The following is a 20,592-nucleotide window of genomic DNA, read 5'->3' on the forward strand; positions in this document are numbered from 1 at the left end:
CGCCGTCACCCCGGGTCGGTCACCAGGTCGGCCGCGGACACGGCCGACGGGGTGGCGTGCCCGGACAGGGCCAGCGTGAGGTCCAGCTCCGCCAGCAGGCAGCGGATCACGTGGTCCACGCCCCGCTGTCCGTCCAGGGCCAGCCCGTACACGTACGGGCGGCCCAGCAGGACGGCGCGGGCGCCCAGGGCGAGCGCCTTGACGACGTCGTCGCCGGTGCGCACCCCGCTGTCGAAGAGCACGGCCAGCCGGTCGCCGACGGCCCGCGCCACCCCGGGCAGCGCGTCGGCGGCCGCGACCGACCCGGCGACCTGCCGGCCGCCGTGGTTCGACACCACCACGCCGTCCATCCCGGCGTCGGCCGCCTCCCGCGCGTCGTCCGGGTGCAGGACCCCCTTCAGCACGATCGGCCCGTCCCAGTGCTCCCGCAGGAACGCGAGGTCCGGCCAGGTCTTGCCGGGGTCCGCGAACAGGCCGAGGAAGTGCAGCACCGCCGCGTTCGGGTCCTCCTGCGGCGGCTTGGCCAGCCCGGCGAGGAAGGCGGGGTCGGTGAAGTAGTTGGCCGTGCCGACCCCGTGCAGGAACGGCAGGTACGCCTGGTCCAGGTCGCGCGGCCGCCACGCCAGCATCGGCGTGTCCAGCGTGACCACCAGCACCGTGAACCCGGCCGCCTTCGCCCGGTCCAGGAAACTGCGGGTGACCTCGCGGTCCTTGGACCAGTAGAGCTGGAACCAGCGCTCGGCGTCGCCCATCGCCTCGGCGACCTGTTCGATCGGCGTGCTCGACGCCGACGACAGCACGTACGGCACGCCGTGCGCGGCGGCGGCCCGCGCGGCGGCCGGCTCGGCGTCGGGGTGCATGATCGACAGCACGCCGACCGGGGCTAGGGCGAGCGGCGCGGGCAGCGGGCGGCCCAGCACCTGAACCGACAGGTCCCGTTCGTGGACGTCCCGCAGCATGCGCGGCACGATCCGCCGGCGCGCCAGGGCGGCCCGGTTGGCGCGCGCCGTGCTGCCGTCACCGGCGCTGCCCGCCACGTAGCCGACCGGGCCGGGGCCGAGCCGGTGCTCGGCCAGCGCCTCGAGACGGGTCAGGTCGGTGGGCAGCCGGGGGACCGCCCCGGACATCCCGTTGAGGTAGATCTCGTACTGGAAGTCCGCCCAGTGCCTGGCCATCCGGCCTCCCGCCTCTCGTCGTCGAGCCTGCGCCGACCCTACCGGCGGGTACGGCACCGGGGGACAGGGTGTCGGGAACGTGCCGCTCCGGCCGCCGCGGCGGGGTCGATACCGGGGCGGCCACGTGCGGATCGATGAACACGAGGCGTCGGGAAGTGATCCACCAAGGGCAGAACCAGGCAGCGGGCGGAATGTTTCAAGACGATTAACGAACCTATGCAAACCGGCCACCTGGCCGATCCGAGGCCCGGGGTGAGGCCTGGTTCCGGCGTCGGCACGTTCGAATTCCGTGACTTCACGCCACTGATTCAATACGCAAGGTTACTGAAATCCGTGGGGTCGATGTGAGTTTCGGCGGCGGACTCGGCAGACTCGCGGTCGCCGCTCCGGGCACCCACCGGTGCTGGACGGCACCCCCCGAATCGAGCGGAAGGATGCACACAATGCGGAACACCGCGCGCTGGGCAGCGACCCTCGGCCTCACGGCCACCGCCGTCTGCGCCCCCCTGGCCGGGCCCGCCCTCGCCACCCCGTCGGCCCCCACGTCGCTCTACGCGCCGTCGGCCCTGGTGCTCACCATGGGCCACGGCGAGAGCGCGGCCGCGGTGAGCCCGGCCCGGGCCGTCACGCTGAACTGCGCGCCGTCGGCCTCGGGCACGCACCCCGCGCCCGCCCTCGCGTGCGCCGAGCTGCGCGCGGCCGGCGGCGACCTCGACGCCCTCGCCGGGCCGGCGGACACCGTGTGTACCAAGCAGTACGCACCCGTCGTCATCACCGTCGACGGCGTCTGGCAGGGCAAGCGCGTCTCCTACGAGCGCACCTTCGCCAACGAGTGCGTGAAGAACGCCAGCGGAAGCAGCGTCTTCGCGTTCTAGGACCGGGATCGTGTGGACCCGTGGCCGCCGCGAGGGCTCGTGACTGGGGAGTGCGAGCCCGTCCACGGACCGCGACGATCTCGTTGCCCAGGGGCCGGAAGGGCGGAGTGGGGCCGCCCGCCGGCCCCTGGGGTCATCTACGGCAGCACGTGCGACATCCCCGGCAGAAGGAGAAGCTGCCGGGGATGTCGCACGTGCCGGCCGCGCGCCCAGGGCCTGTCGTTTGGATCATCCCGGCGTCGCGGGGTCCGGCACGCGCATCTGCGGCGTTGTCGTCGGTTGTCGACTCCCCCACGCTCGGCCGAGCTCGCGCGGGGGGACCCCCACCGCGTCGCCGCCCTCCTCCGCCTTGCAGCTGCACGCACCGGACCCCGCTCGGGTAGGCGCCAAGGTGCCGCAGGCCCAGCCGGGCTGATCCAAACGACAGGCCCTAACCGCGCTTGCGGTGGCTGGTGTCGCACCACGGGTAGCGGCGGCTGCGCCGGCACGTGCACAGTGCGACGCGGAAGCGGTCCGAGGAGACGGTGGTGCCGTCCTCGAGCTCGATCTCGACCGGGCCCTCGACGAGCACCGGTCCCTGACGCTGGACGCTGATCCGGCGGGGCCGGTCAGAGGGGACGTTCGGCACGGACGACCACCAGCTCTTCCTTCTTGTCGTCGGAGGCGAGCAGGCCCCGCGCCCGCAGCCAGTTCTGCCGCTCCCGCAGGACCGGCCCGAACGGGATGTGCCGGCGCTGGGTCACGGCGGCCTTCAGGCCGCGCTCGCGCAGACAGCTCACGGTGCTCTCCGGATCGCTGAGGGCGGAGTGCACCAGCAGCAGGACGCCCCCGGGACGCAGCATCCCCGGCACCTCGTGGCAGATGCGGTCCAGCACCAGCCGCCCGTCCTGCCCCGCGTCCCACGCCCGGGCCCGGCCGCGCGGCGGCGCACCCCGGTCGGGGGCGGGGACGTAGGGCGGGTTGGCGAGGACGAGGTCGAAGGTGCGCCCGCGCACCGGATCGAACAGGTTGCCGCGCAGGATCCGTACGGACAGCCCGGCGCGCCGGGCGTTGAGCCGCGCCGCCCAGACCGCCCGGCGGGAGACGTCGACGGCGGTGACGCGCAGGCCGCGCCGGGCGGCCTCCAGCGCCAGGGCTCCGGAGCCGGTGCCCACGTCCAGGACGTCGGCGTGCGGCGGGAGCGATTCCTCGGACAGCGCCCCGGTCAGCAGGGCGGTGTCCTCCTGTGGGGCGTAGACGCCCGGTAGCACCAGCGGGTTCACGCCGGTTGAGTACCCGGACATTCAGAAACTATGGGAAGACTGAGGCGCATGATGCGGGGCGTCCAGCGGGGTGCGCAGCGAGGGGCGCCCCGCCCGCCAGTCCGCGAGCAGCCGCGCGGCGAGCCGGTCCTCCACCGTGTCGGTCGCGGCGATCCCGAAGGCCACGTCCGCCGCGAGGTGCGGCTCGGCCTCCAGCAGACCGGCGATCACCTCGTTGCGCACGACCTGCTCGTGCACCGCGTCGGCCTCGACGTGCTCGTCGTAGAAGTGCACGGCGGCCGGGCCGGCACCCGTGCGCCGCAGTGCCTCGGCCAGCCGCCGGGAGCCGGGGGAGGAGGTGATCTCCACGGACGCGAAGTGGCCCACCAGCGCGCCGCGCAGCGAGCGGTGCAGGCCGAACAGGGACATCAGGTTGACGGTGGCCAGGGCCTCCGCGCAGACGGCGTCCAGGTAGTGGCCGTACGCCGTGTCCAGGTCCAGGTCGGCCATCAGGTCGGCGAACAGCCGGGCGTGCACGCGGTCGGCGCGCCCGCCGCCCCACTCGTCGAACTCGACCGCGGCCATCGCCGCCTTGGCCCGGCCCCACAGCCGCGGCAGCACCCAGCCGTGCGGGTCGGCCTCCTTGAGGTGGTACACCGAGCGCTGCGCCGCGTACTCGCGCAGGTGCCACAGCTCGCCCTCGTCGCGCAGGTAGTGGCTCACGCCGTTGCCCTCCACGGGCTCGACGAGCAGGGCCTCCACCGCCTCGTCCACGGTGTCGGGGACCTGTGTGTCGGCGCGCAGCGCGGCCAGGAAGCGCTCCTCCAGAGCGGCCCGCACCCGCAGCAGGTCGGGGTCCCACTCGGCGTCGGCCGGGACCCCGGCGAAGCCCCGGTAGTGCAGCTCGTAGCAGAGGTACAGGGCGAGCTGGAGGTCGTCGCCGTAGGGGTCGGCGTCCCCGACCGGCCCCAGGTCCGGCAGGGGGCCCGCGCCCAGCAGGTACTCCTGGACGGCCGCCGACAGGGGGCCCCGGGCGGCCGGGAGCCGCGGTTCCGCATGATCGTGTGCCATGGGGCGCGGGTACCCCGGACGGCCCGGGAGCGCACCTGCCGGTCGAGTCACCGGCGCCCGGGCCCGGTGACCTGCGGGTTCACTCGCCCTGCGACTCCTCCTGCGCCCGGGTGTTCGGGGTGATCGCCTCGCCCGCCTCACCGGTGTCGCCGTCCCCGGCACGGCGGTCGCCGTGGCGGTCGTCGCGGTCGGTGACGCGGGTCTCGGCGTCCTCGACCTCGCGCATCACCTCCTGCAGCGCGGTCTCGGGCTCGCGCGACTGCTCGCGGTCGGTGTCGGACACGGGGTCTCCCTTCCTTGGGTCCATCACGTCGTTGTTTCTTTCACTTCCCCGCGACGCGCAGGGGAACGGGCTCCTCGGGCTCGGCGCCGTCCGAGCGGCGGATCATCTCCGCCCACCAGGACGGGCCGTCCTCGATGTGCCGCAGCAGCACGCCCTCGCGGATGCCCCACGGGCACACGGTGACCGACCTGAGGTCGGTCAGCTTCATGGCGGTGTGCCCGATCACCGCGCCGGCCAGGCTCTGCGCGGCGCGCGGGGCGGAGATGCCGGGCAGTTCGGCGCGCTCGGCGACGGTGAGCGGAGCCAGCCGGTCGATCGCCGTGCGCAGGTCGCTGCGGCGCAGGGTGCGCTCGACGAACGGCCCGTGGCGTCCGGGTGCCGCCCCGCACAGCCGGCCGAGCTGCTGGAAGGTGCGCGAGGTGGCCACGGCGGTACGGGGTCCCTCCCAGCGGATGCGGGCCGCCGCGTCCCTGAGCTGGTGGCGGACCCGGCGCCGCAGCGCCCTGACGGCCTCGGGGTGGGGCGGGTCCTGGCCGGCGAGGAACTCGTGCGTCAGCCGGCCCGCGCCGAGCGGGAGCGAGGCGACGAAGTCGGGCAGCCTGCCGCGGCCGAAGGCCACCTCGAAGGAGCCCCCGCCGATGTCCAGCATGGCGAGCGGCCCCGAGCGCCAGCCCATCCAGCGCCGTGCCCCGAGGAAGGTCAGCTCCGCCTCCACCTCGCCGGGCAGGGTGCACAGGGCGACGCCGGTGCGGTCGCGCACGGTGCGCAGCACCTCGCCCCGGTTGGGCGCGCCGCGCACCACCGCGGTCGCGAAGGCGAGCGGACCGGCGGCACCCCACTCGGCGGCGGTGCGGTCCGCCGCGGCCACGGCCTGGACCAGCCGCTCCACCGACTCCTCGGGCAGGGGCAGACCGGGTGTGACCTCCTCGGACAGCCGCAACCGCCACTTGGCGGTGTGCACCGGCAGCGGCACCCCGCCCGCCGCGTCGGCCACCACGAGCCGGACCGCGTTCGATCCCACGTCCACCACGCTGATTCTCATGGCCTGGCGGGTTACCCACCCCACGTCGTCCCATGCCTGTGGCGTGGGGGCGAACATCGGCCAAAAGCGCGGGTGGGGACGGCCGCGTGACTAGGTGAACTGGCGCCGCACCAGCTCGTGCAGGCGGCCCGCCGGGTCCGCGAGGAGCTCGGCCGGGGTGCCCTGCTGGACGACCTTGCCGTGCTCCATCACCACGACGCGGTCCGCGTCCAGCACCGTCGACAGGCGGTGGGCGATGACGATGCGGGTGGCGTTGAGCTTCCGGGTGCTGTCGATGACCGTGCGCTGGGTCTCGTTGTCGAGCGCGCTGGTCGCCTCGTCGAAGAACAGGATGCGCGGCCGGCGGATCAGCGCCTGCGCGATCATCAGGCGCTGGCGCTGACCGCCCGAGACCGATCCGGTGCCCGAGACGATCGTGTGCAGCCCCATCGGCATGCGCCGGATGTCCTCCGCGAGGCCCGCCAGCTCGGCCGCCGCCATCACCTCCTCGGGCGTGTACGCCTCGGTGCCGCAGATGACGTCCATGATCGAGCCGGTGAACGGCTGCGCGTGCTGGAGCACCACCCCGCACTGCCGGCGCACCGCCGACTGGTCGAGGGCGGCCAGGTCCTGGCCGTCGTAAAGGACACTGCCGGAGAGCGGGCGGTCGAAGCCGATCAGCAGGCGCAGCAGCGTCGACTTGCCGCAGCCGCTCGGCCCGACCACCGCCACGAACTCGCCCGGCCGTGCCTCGAACGACACGTCGTCCAGCACCAGGGGCCCGTCGTCGGCGTAGCGGAACGACAGGCGCCGCGCCTCGACCGCGCCCGACAGCGGACCCGGCCGGGTGCTCCCGGACCGCACCTCGGGCGTCGCCTCCAGCACCGGCCTGATCTCCTCGAACAGCGGCAGCGCCGCCACCGCCGCCACGAACGCCCCGGTCAGCGAGGTGACCGAGGTCAGCAGCATCGTCATCGAGGTGGTGAAGGTGAGGAAGTCCGCCGCCGACAGCGCACCGCGCGCCGGGCCGGCCAGCAGCATGAACATCAGCAGCGAGCACAGCGGCAGGTACACCGCGCCCAGCACCGCGTTCAGATTCTTGATCCGGCCGAGGCGCTGCTGCAGCTCCCGGCTGCGCGCGAACTGCGCCGCCCAGGCCGCGTAGGCGTAGTTCTCGGCCGCCGCCATCCGCAGCTTCGGCAGTCCGCGCAGCGTCTGGAACGCCTGGTTGTTGAGCTTGTTGGTGAGCACCACCAGCCGGCGCTGCCAGCGCACCTGCCACAGGCCGAGCACGAGGAACACCCCGGCGACGACGACCAGCATCCCGACCGCCGCAAGCGCCATCGGCACGCTGAACCACAGCAGCAGCCCCAGGTTGACCGCGCCGACCGTCGACGCCTGCACCACCGAAGGACCGAGCCCCGCCAGCAGCCGCCGGATCGCGCTGACGCCCATGGCGGCGCTCGCCAGCTCACCCGTCGACCGCTCGGCGAAGAACCGCGTCGGCAGCCGCAGCAGACGGTCCCACACGGCGGGCTGCAGCGTCGCCTCCACCCGTCCCTCGAGGCGCAGGATCGTCAGGTTCTGCAACAGCATGAACGCGGCCGCGACGACACCGGCGACCATCACCGCCAGGCACACCCGCACGATCGGGCCCTCCTGCGCCCGCGGCACGTACGCGCCGAGCACCCGGCCCGTCGCGAGCGGCACCAGCGCGCCGATCGCCACCGTCACCAGCCCGCTGAGCAGCAGGTTCGTCAGGTCCCGGCCGGTGCCGCGCATGCTGAAGCGCAGCAGCCGCAAGGGGCTCGGCGCCCGGTCGGGCAGCGGCCGGTAGAACATCACCGCGCGCGGCTCGAACTCCGGCGCGTTGGCCTTCTCGACCGGTGTCTCCCGCCCGGTCGCCGGGTGCACGGCGACGTAGCCGCCGCGCCGCCACAGCAGCGCCACCGGCGCCCCGGACAGCGCCCGGTGGCCGACCAGGGGGCCGACGTCGTCCCGCCACCAGCGGCCGTCCAGGCGGACGGCCCGGGTGCGCACCCGCGAGGCGAGCGCGATCCGCTCCACCGGGTCCAGCCGGTCGCCGCCCGCGCCCATCCGCTCCGGCGCGGCCAGCGCGATCCCCGCGGCCTGCGCCACCAGCTTGCACGCCGCGTACGTGGCGTCCGCGTCGGCGGCCGTGGCCCGCTGTCCCGCGGGCCCCACGATCGCCGCGAGCAGCGTCCGGTCGGCCTGGGCACGGACCGCCTCACCGGCCTTGATGCCGGCGGCCGTCCGCGTCTCGTGGGTGCGCTCCAGTTGCTCGATCCAGCGGTCCAGCGTGGTCAGCAGGCGGTACTGCTGCTCGACCATGCCCTGCCACACCGCCGGGTCCATCAGCAGGTCGGCGGCCGCCTCGGCGCCGTACAGCGCGCCGTACCGGACGCTGCCGGGCGGCACCTGCATCCAGAACACGTCGTCGTCCGTGGTGTGCGCGGGCCGCTCCGCGCCCATCGGCGCCTGGAAGAGGACCGACAGACCGCGCCCGACGCCGAGGGCGAGCGCGTACTCCAGCGGGCTCGTCTCCGGCGGCACGTACTGGGGGTTGCCGTACGCGTCGTACGCCCAGGTCTGGGTCTGCGCCGGCTGGTACAGCTCGCGCAGCCCGATCCGGTGCACCACGCAGTCGCGCAGCGGGCGGGCCACCAGCGTGTGCTCCGCTCCGGTGACCGGGCCGAGCAGCAGCGAGCCCGCCTCCAGCCGGCCCAGGTGGTGCCAGTGGCCCTCCTGCCGCGCGTCCACCGCGAACAGGTCCAGCGCGCCGGACGTCACCAGCCACAGCACCTGCGGCCCTTCCAGGTCCAGCCGGGTCAGGCCCGAGCAGTCGACGCGCGCGCCGAGCTGCCCGAGCGCGGCGAGCACCAGGTCACCTTCGTGGACGGCCGTCATCACCGCTCCCCGACCAGCGCCGCGTACGCGCCGCCGCGCGCCACCAGCTCCTCGTGCCGCCCGCGCTCGACCACCGTGCCGTGCTGCAGGACGACGATCTCGTCGCTGTCCCGCACGGTGCTGAGCCGGTGGGCGATCACCACGCACGCGCAGCCGCGCCGGCGCAGGTTGTCCATCACGACCTGCTCGGTCTCCGCGTCCAGCGCGCTGGTCACCTCGTCCAGCACCAGGATGCTCGGCCGGCGCACCAACGCCCGGGCGATCTCCAGGCGTTGCCGCTGGCCGCCGGAGAAGTTGCGGCCGTCCTGCTCGACCCGGCTGTGGATGCCGCCCGGCCGGCGCGTCACCACGTCGTACAGGGCCGCGTCCCGCAGCGCCTCGACCACGGCGTCGTCCGGGATCGACGGGTCCCACAGCGCCACGTTGTCGCGGACGGTGCCCTCGAAGAGGAACACCTCCTGGTCGACGAAGGACACCGAGGCGGCGAGCGCCCCGCGCGGGATGTCCTCCAGCCGCTGCCCGTCGATGCGGATGACGCCCTCCCACGGCGCGTACAGCCCCGAGATGAGCCGGGACACGGTCGACTTGCCGCTGCCCGAGCCGCCGACCAGCGCCACCTGCCGGCCCGGCCCCACCGTCAGGTCGAAACCGCTCAGCAGCGGCGCGTCCAGCGGGCTGTAGCCGAAGGTGACGTTCTCCAGCTCGACGTGCCCGCGCAGCCGGCGCGTGACGTCGGCGCCGCCGGGGCGGTCGTACAACGGGTCGGCACGGAAGCTCTCGACGTCCTTGAGCCGGGCCACGTCCGCGGCGAAGTCCTGGATGCGGCCCGCGACCCCGTTGAGCCGGGTCAGCGGCGCCGTGAAGCGGGTGACCAGGGCCTGGAACGCCACCAGCAGCCCCACCGACAGGTGCCCCTCGATCGCCCGCAGCCCGCCGATCCACAGGATCAGCGCGCTGTTGAGGGTGGCCAGCGTCGGCGCGACCACACCCAGCCAGGCGCTCGGCACCCCGAGCCGCTGCTGCTCCTCCAGCGTGGTGGCGTGCTGCCCCGCCCACTTGCGGAAGTAGCCGTCCTCGCCGCCGGTCGCCTTCATCGTCTCGATCAACTGCAGCCCGGTGTACGCCGTGTTGGTCAGCCGTGCCGTGTCCGCGCGCAGCTTCGCCGTCCGCGTCGCCCGCAGCCGCACCACGATCCGCATGGCCACGACGTTCAGCAGCGCCACCCCCACCCCGACGAAGGTGAGCTGCGGGTCGTAGCTGTACAGCAGCACCGCGTACAGCACCACGACCACCGCGTCCACGCCCGCCGAGGCCAGGTCGCGGGCCAGTGTCTCGGCCACCGCGTCGTTGGACTGCAGCCGCTGCACCAGGTCGGCCGGGCTGCGCTGGGCGAAGAACGTCACCGGCAGCCGCAGCAGATGGCGCAGGAAGCGGGCGCTGGACAGGGTGGAGGAGATGATCCGGCCGTGGTGCAGGTTGGCCTGCTGCAGCCAGGTGAGCACCAGGGTGAGCAGCACGCAGGCGCCCATCGACGTGAACAGCACGCCGAGCAGCGAGGTCTGGCCGTCGATCAGGAACAGGTCGATGTAGGTGCGGCTCAGCGCGGGCACCGCCGCGCCCACCACGACCAGCAGCAGGCTGGCCAGCACGGCCGCCGGCAGGGTGCCCGCCGTGCCGCGCAGCCGGGCGGGCAACGCCCCCAGCACACCCGGCCGGCGCCCGCCCCGCGTGAAGCCCTCGCCCGGCTCCAGGACCAGCACCACGCCGGTGAAGCTGCCGTCGAAGTCCTCCATCGGCACGAACCGGCGCCCCTTGCCGGGGTCGTTGACGAACACCCCGCGCCGCCCGAAGCGGCGGCCCATGCCGTCGTAGACGACGTAGTGGTTGAACTCCCAGAACAGGATCGCCGGCGCCCGCACCTCCGCGAGGGCGGCCAGGTCCATCTGCATGCCCTTGGCGGTCAGGCCGTAACTGCGCGCCGCCTTCAGCAGGTTGCTCGCGCGCGAGCCGTCCCGGGAGACGCCGCACGCGATGCGCAGCTCCTCCAGCGGGACGTGCCGGCCGTAGTGGGCGAGCACCATGGCGAGGGACGCGGCGCCGCACTCGACGGCCTCCATCTGCAGCACGGTCGGGGTGCGGACCGTCTTCTCCCGGCTGCGGGGGACCGACCGCCGCGGCGGTGCGGCGCGCCGGCGACCGCGGGTCTCCTGGGCGGTGGTCACGGCAGCAGCCAATCGACGGGACGCTGGTCGGCCAGCCGGATCGAGCCCGTGGCCAGGGTCATGGAGGTCAGGGCGTACGGCGGTCCGTCGTGCGAGGACCAGCGGTAGCCGCTCTTCGTCGTGGCGGAGGCGTCCAGCCGGACCAGCACCGCGACCGGGCGGCCGGTGCGGGTGAACTGCTCGCCGAGCTGGCTGTCGCCGAGGAACGCGGCGATCTGCCGGGCCGACTGCGCGGTGCGGTCCACCGCCTTCACCCGTCCGCGCAGCACGCCGTACCGCTGCGCGGGGACGGTCTGCACGGTCAGGTCGACGGGCGCGTCCGCGGGGATCGAGGCGGCGTTCTCCGCGGGCACGTAGACCGTCGCGTAGAGCGGGTCGTCGGCGTGGGCGACCTTCTCGACGGCTGCGACGTCTGCGCCGGTGGAGATGATCTGCCCGATGCTCGCCGCGAGGGCGGTGATGCGGCCCGCGGCGACCGTCCGCACGACCGTGTCGCCGTCGGCCGTGCGCACCTTCAGCACGGGGGCGCCGGCCGGGAGCCGTTCGCCCTCCTTCGCCAGTACCGCCGTGACCTGCCCGGCGGCGGGACTCTGCAGGACGTAACTGCCCTCCCCGTGGGTGAGGACGGCGGGCGCGCTCACCGTGGAGGCGACCGAGCCGGTCACCGCCCACACGGACGCGGCCGCGACGACGAGCACCGTCACGCACAGCACGAGCCAGCCCTGCGGACGCGCGAAGCGCACCGGCAGGTCGAGCTCCTCGGGCGACTGGAGCTTGGCGAGGGCCTGTTGACGAAACTGCATGGACCTTCCCACGCCCTGGGGGGCGACGGCTGTCGGGGCACCCGTGAGTCCCGGAACCGCGCACGGCTCCGGGACTCAGGGCGACCGGGTGCGATCAGAGACCGGCGACCAGGTTGGTGACCGGGGCCACGTTCAGGCCGGTGACACCCTCGACCGTGGAGACGGCGGTGTCGACCAGGCCGGTGACCGGGGCGATGCCGTCCACCGCACCGGTGACGGTGTTCAGGGTGTTGAGCGACAGGCCGCCGGAGACGTTGTCGAGCTCGGCGTCGGAGATCTCGACGGTCTCGACCTGGGGGGTGGAGTTCATGGGGGAACTTCCCTTCCTATGGATATTCACAAGGGGCCGCCGGAGCGCTGAGCGGTGCTCCCGCGGTGCGTTGGATGTAAGCAGGTCCGCGCCCCGCACAGCCACTCAACCCGGCCCCCCACCTGCGAACTTGGCTCTGCGGGGCAGCAAACGGTGACGGTGTGCCCACGGCTTTCCGGCGAGTCCTTCACAGGTCGTGCGGCAACGGCACCCCGGCACGCGGGCGACACGCACCGCGAATCCGGCACTCCCGCCCCAAAGGCGTGCCGCGGTGCCCGGGAGTTGTGCAGAAGCCCCGTGCGCGGTGACCCCGTTGGGCATTCGCTGTGCAGATTCTCTGGAGCGAAGAGTGGGGCGCCCATCCATGACGCAGCGTCAGGTGCCGGTCACCGTGCGTCTCAGCCCAGGAGTGCGTACACGGTGCTCGCCCGCGCGGCGAGTTCCCCGGTGCGCTCGGCGGTCATCACGACGTCCGCGAACGCCATCCGCCGGCCCAGCTTGGTCAGGACCGCCTCGATCAGGACGTCCGAGTCGGTCACCGCCCGCTGGAACGACGTGGACTGCTGAACCGTCGTCATGGGGCCGTACGCGCCGCGGGCCGAGGACACGGCGATCACCGTGGCGGTGTCCGCGGCCGCCATCAGCGCCTGCCCCGACAGCCCCCCGCCCTCCCGCGCCAGCGCCCCCGACCAGGGAAGACGCAGCACGGCCCGGTCGGGGCCCAGGGACGTGACCGACAGGCCCAGGGCCCGCACCCAGGGCGCGAAGTTGTCGGCGAGGATCGTGTCGGCTTCGGCGGTCGTCATCGTCATGGGGGCGATCCTTCCCCGGTGTCGACCCCGGGACGCGGACCGTGGCCGAAACGGCCGCACGCGCCGGACGCCGCCCCGGCGGGGTTGAACGCACCGCCCGGCGCATGCGTACCAACGGCCAACCAGGCGCCGCTGTACGGGCTGCCGCACGGGCAGCACGAGACCCCGTCCCCCCCCAGGAGGTCGAAGAAGTTGAGTCACAAGCGAATTCCGAAGCGCAAGGCCGCCATCGCCGTCGGCGGTGTGGCGGCGCTCGGAGCGGCGGCCCTCCTGCTCCCCCAGGCGAACGCGTCCCAGGACGGCGGCAGCGGGGGCGGCGCGTCCACCGCTAGGACCCTCAAGGCGGACGACGCCTCCGACCTCTCCGCACAGCTCTCGAAACTGCTCGGTGACGCCTTCGCCGGGTCGTACTACGACTCCGCGAGCCGGCGGCTCGTCGTCGACGTCACCGACGTCTCGGGCGACGACGACGTGATCGTGCAGGCGAAGAAGGCCGGCGCCGAGGTGCGCCAGGTGGACAACAGCGCGGCCGAACTGAAGGCGGCGGCGCGGACGCTGAGGACGAAGGCGACCATCCCCGGTACCGCCTGGGCGGTCGACCCCCGGACGAACAAGATCCTCGTCACCGCCGACTCCACCGTCACCGGAGCCCGGTGGGACCGGCTGGAGTCCACCGTCGACGGCCTCGGTTCCGGCATGGCCACCGTCAAGAAGTCCGCGGGCACCTTCAAGACCTTCGCCTCCGGCGGCGACGCCATCTTCGGCGGCGGCGCGCGCTGCTCCCTCGGCTTCAACGTCACCGCCGGCGACGGCTCCCCGGCCTTCCTGACGGCCGGTCACTGCGGGGTCGCCGCCCAGCAGTGGTCCGACGCGCAGAACGGCGCGCCGATCGCCACCGTCGACCAGGCGACCTTCCCCGGCAACGGTGACTTCGCGCTCGTGAAGTACGACGACCCGAACACCCAGGCGCCGAGCGACGTGAACGTCGGCGGCGGACAGAGCGTGCAGATCCTCCAGGCCGCCGAGGCGACCGTGGGGCAGCAGGTGTTCCGCATGGGCAGCACCACCGGACTGCACGACGGCCAGGTGCTCGGCCTCGACGCCACGGTCAACTACCCCGAGGGCACCGTCACCGGCCTCATCCAGACCGACGTCTGCGCCGAGCCCGGCGACAGCGGCGGCTCGCTGTTCACCCAGGACGGCAGCGCCGTCGGGCTGACCTCCGGCGGCAGCGGCGACTGCACGTCCGGCGGTGAGACGTTCTTCCAGCCGGTCACCACCGCCCTCGCGGCGACGGGCGCGACGCTGGGCGACGCAGGCGCGGGCGGCCAGCAGGCCGGAGGCGACCAGCAGGCCGGGAACGGGCAGCAGGCGGGCGGCGACCAGACAGGCGGCGGCCAGGAGGCGGGCGCGGGCGCCGGTGACGGCTCCGCGGACGGCTCAGGAGCGGCCGACGACCAGTCCGGGGCGGACGCCTCGAACGGCCAGGCTTCCGGCACCGGCCAGGCGTCCGGCACCGGGCACGCCGGGCGGTCCGGCCGCTCGGGGCTGACCGACACCCACTGACCCGGCACGGGCCCGCGCGCTTCCCCGCTCCGCGGGCCCGCGAAGCCCCACCGGCGGCTGCGCCCCGGTGGTGGAACGGTCCGGTCCTCCGGCGGGAGGACCGGACCGCCCCCGCGCGGGGGCGGGCGGCGGCGAGGGCACGCGCCCCGCGCCCTCTGCCCCGGACGGCCCAGGACCCCCGACGGACGGACACCGCGGCCCCGGGGGGCGCGACGCCGGGCGCAAGGGGCTCCCGCGATCGCCTTCCCGCCTGCGCGGGGCGGTCACAGGGGCTGCGCGGACGCCCCACAAGCGCTGTAATACCCACGTGGTCAGTCAGGGCGCTGCGGGACGCGGAGCGAGGACGGTGCGTGCCGAGGTCGCCCTCAAGACGGTCGCTGCCGACTCCCGTTCACCCGAACGGACGCGTCGGGTCCTGGAACAGGCCCTCGTCTTCGCGGGCGCGTCCTTCGCCGCGGTGTACACGCCCGACGACGACCGCGAGCGCCTGCTGCGCCTGGTGGAGTCCGCCGGCGTGCCGCGCACCGTGTACGGGCTGCGCGAGAGCTATCCGAGGGACGGGCACTCGCCGGCGGCGGAGGCGTACCGCGCCCGGCGTCCGGTGTGGCTGGGCCCCGAGGACCTGGCCGACGGTGCCGACGCGCGCCGCATGGCCTCCCGCGACGTCCATCTGGCGGCACTGCCCGTGTCCGACGGCACCGGCGGCTGTCTGCTCGCGGTCAGCGAGAGCCCCGACGGGTTCGGCCCCGAGGAGCGCGACTGCCTGGAACTGGTCGCCGGGGCCGTCGCCTGCCCCGCCCGGGCCGCCGTGGAGCAGGGCGAGGAGCTGCGCGGCACCGCGTTCGCCCTCGCCATGGACACCGGCCGGGTCGAGGTCGGCGACGCGATCCTGGACCTGTTCGGCCTGACCCGCGAGGAGTTCGACGGCCGGGTGGAGACCCTGCTCGGCCTGACCGTGCCCGAGGACCTGCCCTCGCTGATGTCGGTCGTGGAGGCCGACCACATGACCATCGGGGAGCGCGAGCTGGAGTTCCGCGTGCTCCAGCCCACCGGACCGCCCCGCTGGCTGCGGCTGCGCGGCCGGCTGCTGCCCGGCGGGGAGGGCCGACCGGCGCGGCTCGTCGGCACCGTCGCCGACGCCTCCAGCCTGCGCAGCGGGATCACTGACGTGGCGCGGGTGCAGCGCCTCGCGGCGACCCTCGCCACCGCCGGCACCGTGCGCGACGTCAGCCAGGCCGTCGTGGCCGCCCTCAGGGTGCCGCTGCGCGCCGACCGGATCGCGCTCGCCGAGCTGGAGAACGAGCGGCTCGTCGTCACCGTCCTGGACCCGCCGGAGGCCGAGGCGTGGCCGGAGCTGTGGCAGACCGAGTGGCGCACCGAGTGGCCCGACGCGCCGGTGCGGGCCATGCCCACCCTGGCCGCCGCCCTGCGCGAGGGGCGCGCGCAGATCTGGCCCGCCGGGACGGCGCTGGAGCCGGCGCTGGCCGAGGTCGGCCCCGGCGGCCTCGCCGTGCTGCCGTTGCCCGCCGGCGGCCGGATGGCGGGCGCCTGCCTCATCGGCTGGGACACCCCGCACGACTTCGGGCCCGACGAGCGCACCCTGCTCACCGCCTCCGCCGGTCTCGTCGGACAAGCCCTGACGCGCGCCCACGCCTTCGACGCCGAGCACGAGCTGGTCGGCATGCTCCAGCGCCAGCTCCTGCCGCGCCGCCTGCCCCAGTTGCCCGGCGCGGTCGCCGTCGCCCGCTACCTGCCCGCCACGGCCGGCCTGGAGGTCGGCGGCGACTGGTACGACGTGATCCCGCTGCCCGACAACCAGGTCGCCCTGGTCATCGGGGACGTCCAGGGCCACAGCACGGCCGCCGCCACCCTGATGGGCCAGATGCGCACCGCGCTGCGCGCCTACGCCGCCGAGGGCCACCCGCCCGACGTGGTGGTCTCGCACGCCAACCGGCTCCTGCTGGAGCTGGAGACCGACCTGTTCGCCACCTGCGCCTACGTCCAGGTCGACATGGAGGCCGGCACCGCCTGGTGCGTGCGCGCCGGGCACCCGCCCCCGGTGCTGCGGTACCCGGACGGCTCGACCGACATCGCCGAGACCGAGGGCGGCCCCCCGCTCGGCGTGCTCACCCAGGCCGAGTTCCCGATGACCCCGCTGCGCCTGCAGCCCGGCACCGTGGTCGCCCTGACCACCGACGGTCTGGTGGAGACCGCGCAGTGCGACATCGACACCGGCCTGCGGCGCCTCGCCCACGCACTCGCCGTCTCCGACCCCTCCCACCTCGGCCTGGTCGCCGACGCCCTGCTCGCCAACGCCCCGCGCAGCGACGACGTGGCACTGCTGCTCATGCGCTACGACGGCATGGCCGTACGGCCGCTGCGCGAGGGCTGGACCGTGTGGCGCGTCCCCGAGGCCGCCCGCCACGCCCGCCGCTTCACCCGGCGCACCCTGCTCGCCTGGGGCGTCCGCCCGGACGTCATGGACCCCGCCCTGCTGGTGGTGTCCGAGCTGGTCACCAACGCGCTCGTGCACACCGACGGCCGGGTCCGCCTGGACCTCACGCTGATCAACCACCGGCTGCGCATCGCCGTGACCGACTCCTCGCCGCGCACCCCGGTCAAGCCGACCAGCCTCGGCTGGGAGGCCACCGGAGGCCGGGGCATCCTGCTGGTCGAGGCGATGGCGGAGTCGTGGGGGACCGTCCCCGTGAGCGGCGGCAAACAGGTGTGGTGCGAGCTGCAGCTCGACGGCTGAGCCGCTGCCCGTCACCGGTGGTCCGTGCGCCGAACGGGGCGCGTCCCGCGCCGGGACGTGTTCTCACGGACGCGCCGGGTACCCGCCGGGCATGGACACCTTCGCCACTGCCTATCTGGCGGCCTCCGGCCGGTCCGCCCTGGCCACCGTCGCCTTCATCGTCGTCGGCCTCGCGCTCGTCGGCGGCCTGATCTGGGCCTTCCGCCTGGGGTTCAAGGTCCGCAAGAACGAGCCGGGCCCGCCCGCGCCGAGCGAGCAGCCGCAGCGGCCCGTGGACGGCCCCGTGCAGGAGAGCAGCCGGGTGCGCGAACCCAACGAGATGCCCCGGAGCGAGGACGGCAGCCGGCTGACCCCGCACGAGCTGAACCCCACCGGCGGCCGGGACAGCGCCGACCAGACCCCGCCCCAGTGGAGCGACGGCTCCAGCGGCGGGTTCGGCAGTGGCGGACCGGGTGCCCGCTGACCCGCCCACCGCAGAGAGGCGCTGAACCCTCCGTGACGGCCGCGCGGCGGCGTCGGTCCTGTGGGACGCCGACGCCGCGCGCCACGCCCCTCACCTCGCGGCCCGGCGCCCCGCCGGGCCCGCCCGTAGGCTGGTGCCGTGCGTCTGCTCCTGGTGTCCGACACCCACCTGCCCAAGCGCGCCAAGGCCCTGCCCGCCCCGCTGCTCGACGAACTCCCCCGCGCGGACGTCGTGGTGCACGCGGGGGACTGGGTGGACACGGCCACCCTCGACCTGCTGGAGGAGCGCAGCCGCCGGCTCGTCGCGGTGTACGGCAACAACGACGGGCCCGCGCTGCGCGCCCGGCTGCCCGAGGTGGCGTACGCCGACCTCGGCGGCCTGCGCTTCGGCGTCGTCCACGAGACCGGGCCCGCCCAGGGCCGCGAGACCCGCTGCGCCGCCCGGTTCCCCGGCCTGGACGTCCTCGTCTTCGGGCACAGCCACATCCCCTGGGACACCACCGCGCCCTCCGGGCTGCGCCTGCTCAACCCCGGCTCACCGACGGACCGCCGCCGTCAGCCGCACTGCACGTACATGACCGCCGCCGTCACGGACGGCCGGCTCACGGACGTGGTCCTGCACCGTCTGCCGCCCCGCAGGCCGTGACCCGCAGGCCGTGACCCGCCCCGCGCAGCGGACCGGGCCGTCCCGGCTGGTTCTCCCCGGAAACGGCCCGGACGCTGTGAGTGTGCGCTGTCACGGACCTCCTTCCCACGGCTCGGGGACAGAGGACTGACCGACATGCATGTCTCGTCCGTCACGCGCCGCCTACCCCTCCGGCAGGGGGCCAACCCTCATTCGACGACCGATTTGTTCGATTTGTTCCGCGCTCTTTAATCCGTTGCCGCCGCCCGCCCGGCTCTGCTGCACTGCAGGAGTCCTTGCCGTCGTCCCCCGAGGAGCCCCCGTGCGCACTGCGTCGCTGTCCATCCAGGAAGGAATCCACCCCACTCCCAAGGACATGACGCTCCGTGCACCTGCTCAACCTCGGCATCCTCGCGCACGTCGACGCCGGTAAGACCAGCCTGACCGAACGGCTGCTGCACAGGGTCGGGATCACCGACGAGGTCGGCAGCGTCGACGCCGGCACCACCCGGACCGACACCCTCGCGCTGGAGCGCCGGCGCGGCATCACCATCAAGGCGGCCGTCGTCTCGTTCCCCGTCGGCGACACCACCGTCAACCTCATCGACACCCCCGGCCACCCGGACTTCATCGCCGAGGTCGAACGCGCCCTGGGCGTGCTCGACGGCGCCGTGCTGGTGGTCTCCGCCGTCGAGGGCGTCCAGGCGCAGACCCGGGTGCTGATGCGCACCCTGAGGCGGCTGGGCATCCCCACCCTCGTCTTCGTCAACAAGATCGACCGGCGCGGCGCGCGCCCCGAGGCGGTCCTGCGGGCGCTCGCCGAGCGCCTGACCCCGGCGGTCGTGCCGCTGGGCCGGGTCACCGCACCCGGCACCCGCGGGGCGGACGTCGTGCCCGGCCTCGCCCCGGACGCGCTGGACGTGCTCGCCGACCACGACGACGCGCTGCTCGCCGCGTACGTCGAGGGCGCGGGCGCGGTCCCGCCCGAACGGCTGCGGGCCGCCCTGGCCGGCGCCTCCCGCCGGGGCTCGGTGCACCCGGTGTTCTTCGGCTCGGCCATGACCGGGGCCGGCATCGACGCGCTGGTCGACGGCCTCACCGAGCTGCTGCCGCCCGCCGCGGGCGACCCCGAGGGTCCGCCGTCCGCCGCGGTGTTCAAGGTGGAGCGCGGCCCGGCGGGGGAGAAGGTCGCCTGCGCGCGGGTGGTCTCCGGCACGTTGCGCGTGCGCGACCGGCTGCCGTTCGGCGCGGCCGGCCGAGAGGGCCGGATCACCGCGCTGAGCGTCTTCGACCACGGCTCCGACGTCCGCGCCGAGGAGGTCCCCGCAGGCCGGATCGCCCGGCTGTGGGGCCTGGCCGACATCCGCATCGGTGACACCGTCGGGGTGGCCCGTCGGAGCGAGGACCACCACTTCGCGCCGCCGACCCTGGAGACGGTCGTGGTCCCCGCGCCGGGCACCGACCGCCGGGCCCTGCACCTGGCCCTCACCCGGATGGCCGAGCAGGACCCGCTGATCGCCCTGCGCCACGACGAGGTCCGCGCGCAGACGTCGGTCTCGCTGTACGGCGAGGTGCAGAAGGAGGTCCTGCAGGCGACCCTCGCCGAGGAGCACGGTGTCGACGTCACGTTCCGCGGGACGACCCCGCTGTGCGTCGAGCGGCCGGCCGGCAGCGGCGCCGCCGTCGAGTTCAACGGCGGGGACGGCAACCCCTTCCTGGCCACCGTCGGCCTGCGCGTCGACGCCGCCCCGCCCGGCAGCGGCGTCGGCTTCGCGCTGGAGGTGGAGCTCGGCTCCATGCCGTACGCCTTCTTCAAGGCGGTGCGGGACACGGTCCACGAGACGCTGGCACAGGGCCTGCACGGCTGGCAGGTGACCGACTGCGCGGTCACGATGACGCACTGCGGCTACTCGCCCCGGCAGAGCCACGCCCACCAGCGCTTCGACAAGAGCATGTCCAGCACCGGCCACGACTTCCGGGGACTCACCCCGCTGGTGCTGACACAGGCGCTGCGGCGGGCCGGCACCCGGGTGCACGAGCCGATGCACCGCTTCCGCCTGGAGGCCCCGGCCGACACGCTGGGCGCCCTGCTGCCCGTCCTGGCCCGGCTGGGGGCGGTGCCGCAGACGACCCGGACCCACGGGGCGACGTGCGTCCTGGAGGGCGCGGTGCCCGCGGCGCGGGTGCACGCGCTGGAGCAGCGACTGCCGGGCCTGACGCGCGGCGAGGGCGAGCTGGAGAGCGCCTTCGACCACTACGCGCCCGTGGCGCCGGGCGCGGCGGTGCCGGAGCGGCCGCGCACCGACCACAACCCGCTGAACCGGAAGGAGTACCTGCTGAACGTCACCCGCCGGGTCGACCGCTGAGCCGACGACCCGTCGACCGCGCCGGGCCGGCTTCGCCCCCTGTGCGCGCCTCGTGGGGGCGACCGCCGTACGCCGGC

17 protein-coding genes are annotated in these 20,592 nt (G+C 74.6%); 6 read left to right on the forward strand and 11 right to left on the reverse strand.

Going from position 1 to position 20,592, the window contains the following annotated elements:
* Positions 1–5: 5 nt before the first annotated feature.
* Complete coding sequence (locus E4U92_RS15175; RefSeq protein ID WP_137300899.1) at positions 6–1,175, reverse strand: lactate 2-monooxygenase; 1,170 nt, start codon at positions 1,173–1,175, stop codon at positions 6–8.
* A gap of 443 nt (positions 1,176–1,618) precedes the next feature.
* Here E4U92_RS15175 and E4U92_RS15180 point away from each other — a divergent pair, with 443 nt between their 5' ends.
* On the forward strand, positions 1,619–2,050 hold the full coding sequence (locus E4U92_RS15180; RefSeq protein WP_137300900.1) for a protease inhibitor: 432 nt from the start codon (positions 1,619–1,621) through the stop codon (positions 2,048–2,050).
* A gap of 430 nt (positions 2,051–2,480) precedes the next feature.
* Here the strand turns inward: E4U92_RS15180 and E4U92_RS15190 are convergent, their stop codons facing one another.
* The 10 genes from E4U92_RS15190 to E4U92_RS15235 all read right to left on the reverse strand — a co-directional run bounded on the left by E4U92_RS15190 (position 2,481) and on the right by E4U92_RS15235 (position 12,741).
* On the reverse strand, positions 2,481–2,678 hold the full coding sequence (locus E4U92_RS15190; RefSeq protein ID WP_067232900.1) for a CDGSH iron-sulfur domain-containing protein: 198 nt from the start codon (positions 2,676–2,678) through the stop codon (positions 2,481–2,483).
* A complete protein-coding gene (locus tag E4U92_RS15195; RefSeq protein ID WP_137300902.1) occupies positions 2,659–3,333 on the reverse strand; it encodes a HemK2/MTQ2 family protein methyltransferase in 675 nt (224 codons plus the stop codon). The genes E4U92_RS15190 and E4U92_RS15195 overlap by 20 nt, the downstream gene beginning before the upstream one ends.
* Positions 3,334–4,362 carry an iron-containing redox enzyme family protein gene (locus tag E4U92_RS15200; protein WP_137300903.1) on the reverse strand — a complete coding sequence of 343 codons (1,029 nt, stop codon included), beginning with the start codon at positions 4,360–4,362 and terminating at the stop codon, positions 3,334–3,336. It abuts the gene before it with no gap.
* A 79-nt stretch (positions 4,363–4,441) separates the two neighbouring features.
* Positions 4,442–4,645: a hypothetical protein gene (locus E4U92_RS15205; protein ID WP_229862153.1), complete on the reverse strand. Its 204-nt coding sequence runs from the start codon at positions 4,643–4,645 to the stop codon at positions 4,442–4,444.
* Positions 4,646–4,685: 40 nt separating this feature from the next.
* Positions 4,686–5,687 (reverse strand): Ppx/GppA family phosphatase, encoded by a 1,002-nt coding sequence (locus E4U92_RS15210; protein WP_137300905.1) that lies wholly within the window; start codon positions 5,685–5,687, stop codon positions 4,686–4,688.
* 90 nt (positions 5,688–5,777) lie between these two features.
* Positions 5,778–8,594 (reverse strand): NHLP bacteriocin export ABC transporter permease/ATPase subunit, encoded by a 2,817-nt coding sequence (locus tag E4U92_RS15215; protein ID WP_137300906.1) that lies wholly within the window; start codon positions 8,592–8,594, stop codon positions 5,778–5,780.
* On the reverse strand, positions 8,594–10,816 hold the full coding sequence (locus E4U92_RS15220; RefSeq protein ID WP_137300907.1) for an NHLP family bacteriocin export ABC transporter peptidase/permease/ATPase subunit: 2,223 nt from the start codon (positions 10,814–10,816) through the stop codon (positions 8,594–8,596). Before E4U92_RS15220 ends, E4U92_RS15215 begins: the two co-directional genes overlap by 1 nt.
* Positions 10,813–11,619, reverse strand: a complete 807-nt coding sequence (locus E4U92_RS15225; RefSeq protein ID WP_137300908.1) for an HlyD family efflux transporter periplasmic adaptor subunit — start codon at positions 11,617–11,619, stop codon at positions 10,813–10,815. Before E4U92_RS15225 ends, E4U92_RS15220 begins: the two co-directional genes overlap by 4 nt.
* Positions 11,620–11,713: 94 nt before the next feature.
* Entirely contained in the window at positions 11,714–11,929 is a 216-nt protein-coding gene (locus tag E4U92_RS15230) for a type A2 lantipeptide (protein ID WP_137300909.1), read from the reverse strand.
* 398 nt (positions 11,930–12,327) lie between these two features.
* The gene (locus E4U92_RS15235) at positions 12,328–12,741 is read right to left on the reverse strand and encodes a PaaI family thioesterase (RefSeq protein ID WP_137300910.1); all 414 of its coding nucleotides are present in this window, start codon (positions 12,739–12,741) and stop codon (positions 12,328–12,330) included.
* Positions 12,742–12,933: 192 nt separating this feature from the next.
* On the opposite strand from E4U92_RS15235, the gene E4U92_RS15240 reads away from it, so the two are divergent.
* The 5 genes from E4U92_RS15240 (at position 12,934) to E4U92_RS15260 (ending at position 20,515) form a co-directional block, all read left to right on the forward strand.
* The gene (locus E4U92_RS15240; RefSeq protein WP_137300911.1) at positions 12,934–14,307 is read left to right on the forward strand and encodes a S1 family peptidase; all 1,374 of its coding nucleotides are present in this window, start codon (positions 12,934–12,936) and stop codon (positions 14,305–14,307) included.
* A 307-nt stretch (positions 14,308–14,614) separates the two neighbouring features.
* Positions 14,615–17,062, forward strand: a complete 2,448-nt coding sequence (locus E4U92_RS15245; RefSeq protein WP_168725120.1) for a SpoIIE family protein phosphatase — start codon at positions 14,615–14,617, stop codon at positions 17,060–17,062.
* Positions 17,063–17,153: 91 nt separating this feature from the next.
* Positions 17,154–17,525: a DUF6479 family protein gene (locus E4U92_RS15250; protein ID WP_174863864.1), complete on the forward strand. Its 372-nt coding sequence runs from the start codon at positions 17,154–17,156 to the stop codon at positions 17,523–17,525.
* A 138-nt stretch (positions 17,526–17,663) separates the two neighbouring features.
* The gene (locus E4U92_RS15255) at positions 17,664–18,170 is read left to right on the forward strand and encodes a metallophosphoesterase family protein (protein WP_137300912.1); all 507 of its coding nucleotides are present in this window, start codon (positions 17,664–17,666) and stop codon (positions 18,168–18,170) included.
* A gap of 365 nt (positions 18,171–18,535) precedes the next feature.
* On the forward strand, positions 18,536–20,515 hold the full coding sequence (locus E4U92_RS15260) for an elongation factor G (RefSeq protein ID WP_137300913.1): 1,980 nt from the start codon (positions 18,536–18,538) through the stop codon (positions 20,513–20,515).
* Positions 20,516–20,592 lie beyond the last annotated feature (77 nt).

Source organism: Streptomyces galbus, assembly GCF_005280195.1.
GTDB lineage: Bacteria > Actinomycetota > Actinomycetes > Streptomycetales > Streptomycetaceae > Streptomyces > Streptomyces galbus.

Excerpts from the sequence above, each read along its gene's own strand:
- E4U92_RS15210 (WP_137300905.1), bottom strand. The coding sequence starts at position 5,687 with ATGAGAATCAGCGTGGTGGACGTGGGATCGAACGCGGTCCGGCTCGTG.
- E4U92_RS15230 (WP_137300909.1), bottom strand. The coding sequence starts at position 11,929 with ATGAACTCCACCCCCCAGGTCGAGACCGTCGAGATCTCCGACGCCGAG.
- E4U92_RS15180 (WP_137300900.1), top strand. The coding sequence starts at position 1,619 with ATGCGGAACACCGCGCGCTGGGCAGCGACCCTCGGCCTCACGGCCACC.
- E4U92_RS15215 (WP_137300906.1), bottom strand. The coding sequence starts at position 8,594 with ATGACGGCCGTCCACGAAGGTGACCTGGTGCTCGCCGCGCTCGGGCAG.
- E4U92_RS15235 (WP_137300910.1), bottom strand. The coding sequence starts at position 12,741 with ATGACGATGACGACCGCCGAAGCCGACACGATCCTCGCCGACAACTTC.
- E4U92_RS15200 (WP_137300903.1), bottom strand. The coding sequence starts at position 4,362 with ATGGCACACGATCATGCGGAACCGCGGCTCCCGGCCGCCCGGGGCCCC.
- E4U92_RS15250 (WP_174863864.1), top strand. The coding sequence starts at position 17,154 with ATGGACACCTTCGCCACTGCCTATCTGGCGGCCTCCGGCCGGTCCGCC.
- E4U92_RS15175 (WP_137300899.1), bottom strand. The coding sequence starts at position 1,175 with ATGGCCAGGCACTGGGCGGACTTCCAGTACGAGATCTACCTCAACGGG.
- E4U92_RS15225 (WP_137300908.1), bottom strand. The coding sequence starts at position 11,619 with ATGCAGTTTCGTCAACAGGCCCTCGCCAAGCTCCAGTCGCCCGAGGAG.
- E4U92_RS15195 (WP_137300902.1), bottom strand. The coding sequence starts at position 3,333 with ATGTCCGGGTACTCAACCGGCGTGAACCCGCTGGTGCTACCGGGCGTC.